The sequence below is a fragment of the Pseudoalteromonas luteoviolacea S2607 genome (assembly GCF_001625575.1).
Lineage (GTDB): Bacteria > Pseudomonadota > Gammaproteobacteria > Enterobacterales > Alteromonadaceae > Pseudoalteromonas > Pseudoalteromonas luteoviolacea_E.
In genome coordinates, this window is record NZ_AUXV01000030.1 from 1 (window position 1) to 13,467 (window position 13,467).

A 13,467-nucleotide genomic window follows, 5' to 3' on the forward strand; every position below is an offset into this window, starting at 1 on the left:
CAGCCTTTGCTGTGCAAATGAAACAGGCAGCTGGTCACACTCTCTTGACACCACTTGGATTGTCGAAATCGCATTTTTATCGATAGACAGGCGATCAAGTTGCTTTAAATATGTAATTAACTCGCTTTTATTGTTTTTTATTAGACTAGCGAGTGTATTATTAATCGCACCTTTAGGCGCTTTTGCTTTTAATTTAGACTCTGCATCAAGGTATAAATCGATTTCATAACTTGATAGCTTGCTAATTATTTCTTGAACGTTCACTTTAGAATTCTACCTCTTCAAGCTCGGTATCTAACCTTTCATTTAATCTCTCTTTGAGCTGTATTTGCGTTAAAATCGAATCACACAGGTGCGCCAACTCTTGGATATCTTTAACCTGATATATTCCCTGTACATCCAATGTCAATTCGAGCGCCAACTCAATGCTGTTGAGCAATTTCAGGATCAGCAGAGAATGCCCCCCTAATTCGAAGAAGTTGGCTTTGATACTGATTGACTCAGGCGGCATGTTTAGTAATTCGGCCCAGATCTCCACCAAAGTATGTTCGATGTCGGTCATTGGTGCGACATACGCACTTTGTAACGCGACACTATTTGGTGCTGGCAACATTTTTCTGTCAATTTTGCCATTCGGCGTAAGCGGCCACTGCTCAACCACGAGCATCACACTTGGTATCATGTATTCAGGTAATTGTCTGCCCAGTAACGCTTTTAATGCTGTAACATACTCCGCTTTATCACGTTCAGAAACGGGAGCGGCAGACTTCACATAGCCCACTAACTGCAAGCTACCCGCCACTTCTTTAGCCATTACCAGCGCTGATTCTACTGGTTCAAGTAATGAAAGCTGCGTTTCAACCTCACCTACCTCAATTCTAAAACCTCGGATCTTAACCTGATCATCCGCACGTCCTAAAAACTCTAAGTCACCCGCTTTTGAATACCTTACGAGATCACCGGTCTTATACAAGCGCTTTGCACTATTCACAGCTTGCTCATCAAAAAATGGGTTGTCGATAAAACGTTCTTTCGTTAATTCTGGGCGATTTAAATACCCTCGTGTTAAGCCATCCCCACCTAAATACAATTCTCCGACTGCGCCGTAAGGCACGAGATTTTGCTCACCATCGAGTATCAAACCAATACTATTTGTAATGACTTGGCCAATATGCGGCGCACTATTTAAAGGACTGTGGAAACGCGCACTGGTCGAATATGTGGTGTCTTCAGAAGGGCCGTATAAATTACACACAGATATACCCGGATACGCGGCCAAGAGTTTATTCACTAAATTGGTTTTTAATGCTTCACCGGCAAGGTTTATCACCTTGAGGTGCGGTTTAGCCCCCCCCTGAGTGAGTAGTGTATCCATGGCAGACGGTACAGTGTTTATCAGTGTGATGTCATCGGTGTGACGACACGAGGCAAGATCAAGTACATTTTTAACTACCCTGAGCTTAGTGCCTGCACTTAAAGGCAAGAATAATTCATAAATGGATAAATCAAAGTTCAGTGAGGTCGATGCCAATACGACTTCACGCTCTGCTTGAGTATATTCTGTGAGGCCCCAATTGAGCATGGCAACCGTATTCGCATGTTCAACTTGAACCCCTTTTGGTAAACCAGTAGACCCTGATGTATAAATGACATAGGCAAGATCCGATGGCTTTAACCCAACTTCCGTAACACTTGGATTCTCCTTCCCATAATCAGCACAAAGATGCTGTTCACTGTCAGCAAGTCCATCTAGCGCCACTATCGCGCCATCAAAATCAGTCAAGATATCCTGTACAAAGCGTTGGCTCAAGATCACTGTTAATGACGCATCCTCAATCATGTGGCTCAAGCGGTCACGTGGGTAATTTGGATCCAATGGTACATAAGCTCCTCCTGCTTTTAGTACCCCTAAAATACCAATGACCATATCTATCGAGCGCCCCACACACACACCAACCAAAGAACCTGGCGCAATGTGATGCACGGCCCTTAAATAATGAGCCAGCTGATTTGCCTTGTCATTCAGCTGTCGATATGTCAGTGAGTCACCTTCGAACAATACGGCCACTTCGTTAGGGTGCTTTACTACTTGAGCTTCAAATAAGCCATGAATGCACTGATCTTTTGGATAATCCGCAGCGGTATCATTCAGGTCATACAGCAAGTGGTGTACTTCTTGTGCCGATAACAGGGGTAGCGCCTGAGGCATCTGTGTAAACTGAGCTTCACTCACCGCTTCCAACAAACGACACAGGTGGTCATTTAATTGTGCAACATGCGCCTCACTGAATAAACTTACATCATAAGTCCATTGTAAATCGACCCCGTCTTCATTGAAGTCTGCACTGATTTGCAGATCAAACTTGGCTTGGATAAGGTCTGATTGATATCTTTCAATACTGACCTCAGGCAGCGTAAACGCAGCAGTATTAGTACCTTCTCGGAGTCCGTAATCTGTATTTGTCGTCAACATAATTTGAAATAGCGGACTATGTGCGGTACTTCTGGATATTTTTAATCGTTCGACCAATTGCTCAAAAGGTACATCTTGGTTTGACTGTGCGTCTAAATTGACTTGACGAACATGAGCGAAGTAATCTGCCAATGAAGCATGCTGAGTATTCGTTCTTAGTACTAGAGTATTCACAAAAAAACCAATGAGTGGCTCAAGTGCGCTCTGTAGTCGATTCGCAACAGGCGTGCCAACCACAATGTCGGTGTTGTTACTGTGTCTTGAGAGCAACAATGACAGAACGCCATGCAAAAACATAAACGGCGTTAGCTGATGTTGCCGTGCCACAGTGAGCAATTTTTTGGCGGTGGTGGAAGAGACATGTCCAGAGATCACCGCACCGCGGTGCTGCTTTACCGCTGGGCGCACATAATCAAGCGGTAAGCCGTGTAATACCGGTAATTCAGCTAGCTGCTGTTCCCAGTAACTCAGTTGTGACTCAAGCACATCCCCAACCAAATAATCACGCTGCCAGCGTGCATAATCCGCATACTGAACGGCTAATTCAGGTAAAGGATCTGACTCACCATGACTGTAGGCTTCATACAAAGTGACAAACTCATTACACAATACCTCTAAGGACCAGCCATCGGATGCAATGTGGTGCATGTTCATTATCATTACGCCGCTGCGCTGCCCAGTTTTAACAAAACTGCCTCTTAACATCACATCTTCAGCTAGGTTAAATGACGTTGATAGCTCCCTCTCAACCAAGGTTTTAACTTGCGTTTGTAGCATCTCACCCGTGAGATGTGTTAAATCCGTTACCTGAATATCAAAGTCACACTCAGACAGATCACGAATATGTTGTAATGTTATTCCTTTTTCAGTGACATATACCGTTCTCAGCACTTCATGACGGGCCAAAATGGTATTGATGGCGGCTTTAACCGTATCTATGTTAAGTGTGCCTTTCACCTTAAACACCATAGGCATATTATATTCAGGTGATTGCCCTTGCAGATTATCAATGAACCACAGTCTTTGTTGTGCAAAAGAAACTGGGAGCATATTAGTCTCTCGCGGAATTGCCAACAACGGGGGTCGCACAATGGCATTTGAACTTTGGTCAATGTGATGCGCCAAGGCTTGAAGCGACGCAGTTTCAAAAATGCTTTGAACCGACACTTCTACTTCAAATTGTGTACGAATATCAGATACCAAGCGAATGGACAACAGAGAATGCCCGCCTAAATCAAAGAAGTTGGCATCAATGCTAATGCGCTTAGCGTCAAGATGTAGCAATTGCGCCCAAATATTAGCCAGCCCCTGTTCGGTACGTGTAGTCGGTAGTATAACTTGCCCTTGAAGTGCACTACCATCCGGATCCGGCAGCGCCTTTCTGTCGATTTTGCCATTTGCGGTTAAAGGCCAAGTATTGATAACTATTAAAAAACTCGGGACCATATGCTCCGGTAAATGCTGAGCCAATGCCTCTTTAAGATCTGCGATAAAATCACCTTCCTCAGAAGGCAACATCGAAGAGCTGGGTTTAACATAGCCCACCAACTGCTTACTGCCTGTCAAATCTTTCACTAAGATCTGTGCAGAATCAACGCCGTTAAGCAACGCCAATTGATGCTCTATCTCCCCCAACTCAATTCTAAAGCCGCGAATTTTAACCTGATCATCCGTTCGGCCTGCATACGCGAGATCCCCACTGGGTAAATAGCGCACTAAATCACCAGTGCGATATAGGCGCGTTGAACCGTTCGCTTGCCTCTCATCAAAAAATGGATTGTCAATAAAACGTTCTGCCGTTAATTCCGTGCGATTCAAATATCCCAAAGCGAGTCCGTTCCCCGCCACATAAGCTTCGCCAACACAACCGAATGGTACTAGGTTTTGGTTTTCATCTAAGATAAAGATAGCTTGATCAGCCAACGCTTTACCGATATGGATGTTTTCAAAGTTGGACTCATTGATTTCAGCATAGGTTACATGGACTGTCGTCTCGGTAATGCCATACATATTAATGAGTTTGGCTTGTCCTCTATAGGCATAATCTTGAAACCATTTACTCACATGCTGTGTTGATAAGGCCTCGCCACCAAACACTACATAGCGTAAGCTGTCAATGGCATCGTCTTTCTCTACCAACAGATTCACGAGGTTTCTAAACGCACTCGGAGTCTGATTTAACACGGTGAGGCCATGATTTTTCAATACTTCAATCAATTGATAGGTATCAACGGTTTCTTCTTTAGTTAAAATGATGACTTTACCGCCGTAAAATAGTGCGCCCCACAGCTCCCAGACACTAAAATCAAAAGACACGGAATGGAATAAGCACCAACAGTCGTTAGACGTGAATGAGAACCCCTGCTCTGTGGCTTTGAATAATCGATTCACATTGTGATGGGACTGCAATACCCCCTTGGGTTGACCTGTAGATCCCGAGGTGTAAATTACATAAGCCAAATTCGACGCACTCAGCCCAGATTGTGCTTTGCAAAGGTTATGGGTGGGATAGTCTTGGCAGATATAATGCTCACTATTTGCCAAGCCATCTAGTGTAACGATGCCGCCCTCGAAATCCGTAAATGTATGCTGTACATGTGACAGGCTCAATACCACCTTTAAATCTGCATCTTTGCGCATATAATCCAAGCGCTCAGAAGGATAGGTCGGATCCAGTGGGACATACGCGCCGCCAGCCTTTAGTATTCCTAAAATGCCAATCACCATTTCAAGTGAACGTTCAACGCATAGTCCTATCAGAGTATCTGGGGTAATGGCATACGTCTCTTTTAAGTAGTGCGCTAATTGATTGGCTCTGTCATTCAATTGTTGATACGTCAATGGCGTCTCTTCGAACACCACAGCAATATTATCAGGGTACATAGCCGCTTGCTGCTCAAACAGTTCATGGACACAGTGTTCCTTTTCATACGCCAGTTCAATGTCGTTCAAGTCATAAATCAAATGTTGCGTTTCGACACTGGACAACAAGGGGAGTGAATGCGGCGATTGAGCAGGATCTGCCAAACTCATGCCTTCAAGCAAGCGGCATAAGTGCGTATTCAGTTGTTCAATGTGGGTTTGATTAAATAGGCTCACATCATAATTCCAATGAAGCCCCACTCCCTGTTCACTGATATGCAAATCAATGGATAAATCAAACTTAGATTGAATCAGATCGCTTTGATACGGGAGAATTTCCACATTCGGCAACTGAAATGGTATCGCTTGTGCATCTTTATCGTTGCCATTACTCCCCTGAGAGGTCAGCATAATCTGAAACAATGGGCTGTGCGCGTTGCTTCTTGGCACCTTTAAGCGCTCTACCAGCTGTTCAAATGGTACATTCTGATTTGCTTGTGCATCTAAATTCACCTGTCTGATATGAGCAAAATAATCTGACAGCGTGTTGTGCTGAGTATCAACTCTGAGCACCAAAGTATTGACGAAAAAACCGATCAGTGGTTCTAGCTCGGGCTGTAAGCGGTTTGCCACTGGTGTACCTACCACCACATCGCGGCTGTTGCTATGCCTGGATAGTAACAGTGATAGCGCACTATGCAGTAGCATAAAGGGGGTCAACTGATGCTGCTTTGCAAGAGTGAGTAACCGCTGTGCAATCATACCGGATAACTGCCCTGTCACTACTGCCCCTTGATGTTGTTTGACATCTGGACGCATGTGATCGAGTGGTAGGCCATGTAATGCAGGTAAGTCAGCCAAATGCTGTTGCCAGTAATCGAGCTGTGACTCAAGCGTCTCATCGGTCAAATGCGTTCGCTGCCAATGCGCAAAATCAGCATATTGAATGTCCAGTGGTGAGAGAGGGTTCGGTGTTTGCTGACTGTATGCATTGTAGAGCGTAAAAAACTCTTTTGTCAGCACCCCCAAAGACCAGCCATCTGACGCAATGTGATGCATATTAAATATCATCACACCTTGGTTATCACGCTGCTTAATATAGCTCACACGTAACATTAAATCTTCTGCGAGGTTAAATGGAGTCGTAATGTCGCGACGCACCAACTCATGTACGTGAGCAGCTAACGTCTCACCCGTGAGATGTGATAAATCGGTGAGTTGAATATCAAAATCGCAATCGGACAGCGTTCTAATACATTGCGAGGTTTCACCTTGCTCGCTAATATACACCGTTCTGAGCACCTCGTGGCGTTCGATAATCGTGTTAAATACCGCTTTGACAGTGCTGAGATCTAATTCGCCATTGACTTCAAAAGCCATCGGCATATTGTACTCTGGTGTTCTTTCTTGCAAATTATCGATAAACCACAACCTTTCCTGAGAGTAACTTAATGGCAGTAATGTCCTCTCTGCTGCACAAGGTGCTGTCCTTTGCCCTCGTGTGATGGGCGGGAGTGCATGTGATGCAGATACGTCTTGTAAAAATGCAATGATGTCAGCTTTGTGGTTAACCAGTTGGGTACGAATGTCCGCAGTAACCGCCCCTTTTGGGGCTTTGATATTCAGTTGCCCATGACTCTGTGACAGTTCGATCCCACGTGCATGCAAATCATTAATCAAAGCGTATATGGTCATAGTGACATCTCCTCAAACTCTACTTCATTAAGCACATCACTCACTGCTGGCTTTTCGCTTTGAGTCCGAATTGCCTGGCAAACCTCAGCCACGTCCACTAAGGTGGTTGCACTGAATAGTGCCTTTAACGGTACTTTGACGTTTAACGAGTCACTGATCTTGGAGATAACTTGAGTAGACAACAAAGAGTGTCCACCTAGCTCAAAAAAGTTATCGTTGATCCCTATTTTTTCCGGCTCCAACCCTAAGACTTCAGCCCAAACCACCGTCAGTTGCTCTTCAACTTCATTGCGCGGGCCAATATAGACTTGGTTTGACGTTAGACTAACACGCCGCTCCTCCAGCGCTCGACGATTAACTTTACCGTTTGGCATCAACGGAATGGCTTCAAGGCTTACAAAAGCCGCTGGCAGCATATAATCCGGTAAGGTCGTCTGAATATGCCTCTTTAACGCAGCGCTGCTCGGTTCTTTTAAATGTCCATCTTGGTCTTCTTTTGCGACGTAGTAGGCAATCAACTGCTGCTCACTTCCTTCACCTTGGGCTACAACAATGCTTTCAGTGACTTCTGAGTGTTCATTCAATCGCGCCTCAATTTCCCCGATTTCAATTCGAAACCCCCTGATCTTAACTTGTGTATCAATTCGCCCGAGGTATTCAATGTTACCATCAGGCATCCAACGCACTAGATCGCCCGTTTTATACATGCGCTGCTCTGGTTGAAATGGGTTAGGCACGAACTTTTCCAGGGTTAGTTCAGCCCTATTGAGGTAACCTCGTGCTAAACCATGGCCTGCAATGTGTAATTCCCCAGGTATGCCCACTGGCACCAAGTTATCGTGTTGGTCGAGAACATACATTTGCGTATTGTCGATTGGGCAACCGATGGTCTGAGGAGCACCGGGGGCTCTTAGGGCAAATGTAGAATACGTCGTATCTTCAGACGGACCATATAAATCATATACTTTTTTAACGGCACTATTGGCGTATAGATTATCCACTAGAGTTGGCGTAAGCGGCTCACCAGCTAAGTTAATGGTGTGCACCGTGCTTGGTAATGCGTTTGACTTAATCAACTCCTCCGCCGCAGAAGGAACGGTATTGATTAGCGATACTGGATATTGGTGCACATCCTCTATCAACGCCAAAATATTCGACACCAGCACAACTTTCCCACCACTTGCAAGCGTTAGGAAAATTTCAAACACAGATAGGTCAAAACTGATAGATGTCGACGCCAAAACCGCACTCAACTCCTCGGCACTGTATACTCGTTGCGCCCAATTTATCAGCGCAACGGTACTAAAGTGCTCTATGGCAACCCCTTTTGCTTTGCCTGTTGACCCCGATGTGTAAATGACGTAAGCCAAGTCTTTAGACGTCGCCGCTTTCGCTAATTTCACATGACTGGCCTGCAGTGCAGCAACAAAGTCGCTAATTTCTGGCCACTGTTTATCTATGCTCACCACTTGGGTGCTTTGTGCGGTAAAACCTCGCAGTTTGCTAACTAACTTTTCTTCACTGAGTAATATTTTGGCTTGGCTATCTTGGAGCATATGCGCCAACCTTTCTTGAGGGTAATCGGGGTCCATAGGCACATATGCACCGCCAGCAAGGAGTATCCCCATCATCCCAACGATCATGTCTAACGACCGCCCCATGCACAGACCAACCAAGCTATCTTGCTGCACACCCAACGATTGAAGGTAGATAGCCAGCGTATGACTACGGTCATAAAGCGCTTGATAGCTCAATGCCTTCCCCTCGAATACCACTGCGGTTTTCTCTGGGTGTCTGGCAACCTGGGCAGCAAAAAGCTCGTGAATACATTTGTCCTTAGCGTGAACGGTGTGCGTATTGTTAAAGTCAGTGAGCAGCTGCTCCTGCTCTGCACTTTCCATAAGCTCCAATTCATTCAGCGCTGTTGCAGGTTTATTTATAACCGTCTGACACAGGGTTACAAAATGTTTGGACAACCGCACAATCGTCTGCGCTGAAAACAAGGTATCTCGATATTCTATGGATCCGCCTAAGCCTTCTTCCCCTTCATTAAACTCAAGAGTAATATCAAACTTGCTGATATCCGCTTCAATAGGGTACGCTTCCATCCCTTCGCTCAGGGGGATATTAGGGGTATTCTGCAACACAAACATCACCTGAAATAGTGGGCTAACCGACGCATTTCTTTGCGGTTGGACCATATCTACAATTTTCTCAAAAGGCGTGTCTTGATGCTCAAACGCCTCCAAACACGTTTGCTTCACCTGTGCTAACAACGCAGTAAAAGGTTGTGCTCCCTCAAGTTTATCTCTGAGTACCAAGGTATTTATAAATAGACCAATTAAGCTTTCAGTGCCTTCATAATGGCGATTGGCAACGGGCGTGCCAATACATATATCCTCTTGATGGCTATAGCGATAAAGCAGGACTTTAAAAATAGCCAACAAGAGCATGTACAAAGTACACCCCTGTTTGTCAGCAAACGATTTTAACTGTTGAGTGAGTACCTTATCTATCGAGAAACACTCTCTGCGACCTGAAACGCTTTGATTGTTCACTCTGGGGAAATCCGTCGGCAGATTTAAACTCTCCGGTACGCCAGCCAGCTTGTTTTTCCAGTAACTAAGCTGCTTTTGCAACATGCTTTGTTCATCGCCCGACGTTGCCTTATCCTCCAGCCACTGTCTCTGCCAAACACTATAATCAAGATATTGGAAAGCCAATGGCGGTAAAATCGGTGTACGCCCTACCTGCAGAGCATCCATAATGCATGCAAACTCTTTTACCAATACCCCCATCGACCAACCATCACTGATGATATGATGCATATTTAAAACAAGTACATGCTTGTGCGGTGACAACTCAAAAATTTTTGCTTTAATTAGTGGGCCATGAGCTAGGTCAAAGGGAACTTTAGCAAGGGTTTGACATAAACTTTGCACATGTTGCCATCGCGCTTCTTCCGACGCAAACTCAGTGAGCGAGATGCTTTCTAGCTTAAACGGCATATGCGCTAAGACTTGCTGATGCGCTTTACCATCACGACTTGGGAAAATAGAGCGAAGGTTTTCATGACGATCAATAATCAGGTTAAAAGCTTGCTCGATGAGGCCGATGTTAAAAGGCTTGTCTGGCGCACTGCGGATCGTTACCGCGATGGGGATACTGTAGTTGGCACTCCCCGACTCCAATTGATCAATAAACCAAAGCCTTTCTTGGGAAAAACTCAAAGGAAAGTCAACCGAAACAGTTCCATCAGAGGCAGCTCTAGCGACAGGCGTAATCGGGGGCACATCGGTGTTTTGTTGATTTGCTAGCTGTGCCTGGAGGTGTGCAATAACCTGTGCCTTATTTGCCACAAGTTCGTCACGGATCTCATTGTTCCAAGTGCCTTTAGGCGCTTTGAATTTAAGTTGCGAACCTTCCAACCATAGTTTGATGCCTAGCGTGTTTATTTTTTTTAGAAATGCCTCTGTCGCCATAAGTCTAGTCCTTAAATTCCTACGTCTGATACTGCAGTTACGCCGTGATCCATGGTGTAGGGTGAGTGAAATCACGGTGTAGTTCTGTTTTAATTATTATTTTTCGATTTACACTGGTTTTGATGATTTCTTTTTCAAGACATTGATGACACTGGCAGTAAGTCTCTTATGACATGGCCACCAATATCTTTCTAGGCCCAGAAAATGGTGCTCGTCCATGCGCCATGAGTACATTATCAATCAATAACGCGTCTCCCTGCTGCCAAGGGAAATAAACGGTAAGCTGTTTAAACGCATTTCTAACGCTTGCTAAAGCGTCATCTGGTATTTCACTGCCGTCGCCGAAACAAGCATGTTGCGGTAATTCATCCAGTTTACCATTGCACATCTCAACCATCGCTTCATAATAGTCCCGAGGGTGATTAGATGCATGAAATTGATCCGCCTGATTAAACCAAACTTTTTCTTGGCTAATGGGGTGCACTGCCACACCTAACCCTTGTTGCAAGGTTCTCAATCCACCATCTTTTTTCCACACAAAATCGATATTAGACTGTTTACAAAATTCACTCACCTGATCTTTATCTTGGGTCTCAAATGTGTCTTGCCATGACGGCCCGAAAATACCACTGCCATCGTGCATATTTCTGATGTAGGTGACTTTACGCTGTTCAAACTTATCGATGACTTCCGGATCTAAAAGTTGCAACACTTTCCTGCCATCTGCAATTAAAGTATTACCATCTTTTTCTGGAGCGGTCACACAACAAAAAAATAGGTGTGCAGGCCACTGATCGCTATACGAAAACTCATTGTGCAAGGAAATGAAATGCTCAGCAGGGTATTCAGTCGATGTATAAATCCCCTGCAATAATTTCGTTCTAGGAGAATTACCTCCTGTATAATCCAGCAAGTTAGACGTTTTGAACTGTGTTAAAAATTCATCAAAACCTTCCACTGAATTTACACCAAAGTTACGGAACAAGATAGCCCCGTGAGTCAATAATTTTTCGTTTATTAACGCTTTATTCGCATCTTTCCATTCTTGTAATTCGGATAACCTAAAATCGCTGGATGGGCCATTGGCCTCAATGATAAATGGCGAACCTGCCTGCTCGTTGAATACTTTTGTTTCTATGGTCATTTAATCATGCTCTGAATAATGGAGAGCCGAACGGCTCATCCAGGATTGCTAACTAGCGACTTGTCAGTCGTTATTTTTCTGTTTCCATTGAGTAAGCCATGTCTTGATCCATAGCCATATTGTTACTCATCGCCTCTTTAAAGATGTTTAGTGCCACATTAGAAACAGCTTCTTCATCCATAAGTGCTTCTTTAAAGATAGTTTCAGTCACTTCGCGGAAACAATCTCTTTCGTAGTCGTTTTCTAAATCTTCTAATATATGACGCTCATACGCCATTTTACCTTTGCTGTAGAAACGAATGATTGGGTGTAAGTACTCAACCTGATCTGCCTTTTCAGGAGACGGGTCGCGCTCAATGTTGAATGGGTCCGTGATCTTACTGAAATCACCATATTCTAAAGAAATCGTGCAGTAAGACTCTTGGGACGACAGTTCACTGTCTGCCATATATTCAAACGGCACATCTTTCAGGTAAGTAAGTTCTTCCGACTTATCAAGCAGCAAGACATCTCCGATAAAGCCGGGCTGTAAGAACATAGCTGATGAATAAGTAAGTTGCTTCAACACATGATCTGCAATGGCTTTAGGGTCTCTTGCTAGCTTTTCTGAAGGCCACGCCACATCATGGTTTTTCTTGTTAAGTACATTGGCTAACGCTTGAATGTTGTATCTGAAACCATGAATGAAACCCGACATGGTCTTTTTAAAGTCGCGTTGGTGCATCAGTACACCGGCAAAATACATGTTAGAAACGTTTGTAGACTCCCAAGAACTGGTCATCTTAGGAAACTTACCTTCGTGGCTCAGTGCTGGCGTACAGCTCTCATCGAAAATAGAGTTATCGAATTTAAAGCCTGTCGCCATAATTACGTGGTCAAATGGAATTGAACGTAATTCGTCTTTCGCATGCGTGTAGTGGATATTAGCCATGATTTTGCCATCTTCAGTGCGCTCCAAAGAAACGATGTCTGCATCCAGAACAATATTTTGCGACTTCAATTGGTAGGTATCAAGGAAGTTGTTATTCACCGCACGTACATTCCCAACATAGTGTGTATTCCACGCGAGCTTAATTGGATTAGGACTACATAGCGCGACGACCGCGGTTGTTTCTATCAAATTTTCAGCTGTTTCGAACGCCGAGTTCCCTTTACCAAGAATAAGCACACGTTTATTCTTGTACTTCATTGGATCTGTCGAGTGCTCGCTGTACATCTCTGCCAACTCAGATCCAGGGAAATTAGGTACTTTCTCTTTCGAGAAACCTGTCGCAACAATGAGGTTTTTCGCTTGAACAAGCTCTCCATCCACGCTTTTTACAGTAAATTCGCCCGCTTGCTTGCTAATATTCTCAACATTGAAACCAAACTTAATTTTTAAGTCATGCGCAGCTGTAAAGTCTTCTAAATATTCTGTCAATTTATCTGCTGAAGAGAAGTATTCTTGGCTATATTCTGGGAAAAACACTTTGTCATTAAGTAAAGAGTTCCAATCCCAGCGTAAGTTCATTTCTCTATCTTCAAAACCGGTATGTACTTTATTGATGGAGATAAGCGTTCTGTGACGAGGGTAATGACGGAAGAACTCCCCGACGTTTTCAGCAGCTTCGACGATAGTGTAACTTTTTTGTTGTTTTTCTAAATAGTACGCTAACTGCAAACCTGCTGGGCCCGCCCCTACAATTACATAATCTAGTTTCATAATTACCTTCATTCTTTTTTTAAGTTAGTATTGCTTCGCAAGGCAGAGCCCATCAAACCGATTTTAGGTTTAGTTAATGGTTCTTCTGAGTACTGCCTTGAAGACGATT

At 44.2% G+C, this 13,467-nt stretch carries 5 protein-coding genes; all 5 read right to left on the reverse strand.

Going from position 1 to position 13,467, the window contains the following annotated elements; translation table 11 throughout:
- A partial coding sequence (locus N480_RS14885) for a hypothetical protein (RefSeq protein ID WP_155732860.1) occupies positions 1–264 on the reverse strand: 264 nt, incomplete at its 3' end.
- Position 265: 1 nt separating this feature from the next.
- On the reverse strand, positions 266–7,030 hold the full coding sequence (locus N480_RS14890) for a non-ribosomal peptide synthetase (RefSeq protein ID WP_063373273.1): 6,765 nt from the start codon (positions 7,028–7,030) through the stop codon (positions 266–268).
- On the reverse strand, positions 7,027–10,512 hold the full coding sequence (locus tag N480_RS14895; protein ID WP_063373274.1) for a non-ribosomal peptide synthetase: 3,486 nt from the start codon (positions 10,510–10,512) through the stop codon (positions 7,027–7,029). Before N480_RS14895 ends, N480_RS14890 begins: the two co-directional genes overlap by 4 nt.
- 166 nt (positions 10,513–10,678) lie before the next feature.
- The gene (locus N480_RS14900) at positions 10,679–11,656 is read right to left on the reverse strand and encodes a TauD/TfdA family dioxygenase (RefSeq protein ID WP_063373275.1); all 978 of its coding nucleotides are present in this window, start codon (positions 11,654–11,656) and stop codon (positions 10,679–10,681) included.
- 70 nt (positions 11,657–11,726) lie between these two features.
- Positions 11,727–13,358 carry an NAD(P)-binding domain-containing protein gene (locus N480_RS14905; protein ID WP_063373276.1) on the reverse strand — a complete coding sequence of 544 codons (1,632 nt, stop codon included), beginning with the start codon at positions 13,356–13,358 and terminating at the stop codon, positions 11,727–11,729.
- Between the last annotated feature and the right edge of the window lie 109 nt (positions 13,359–13,467).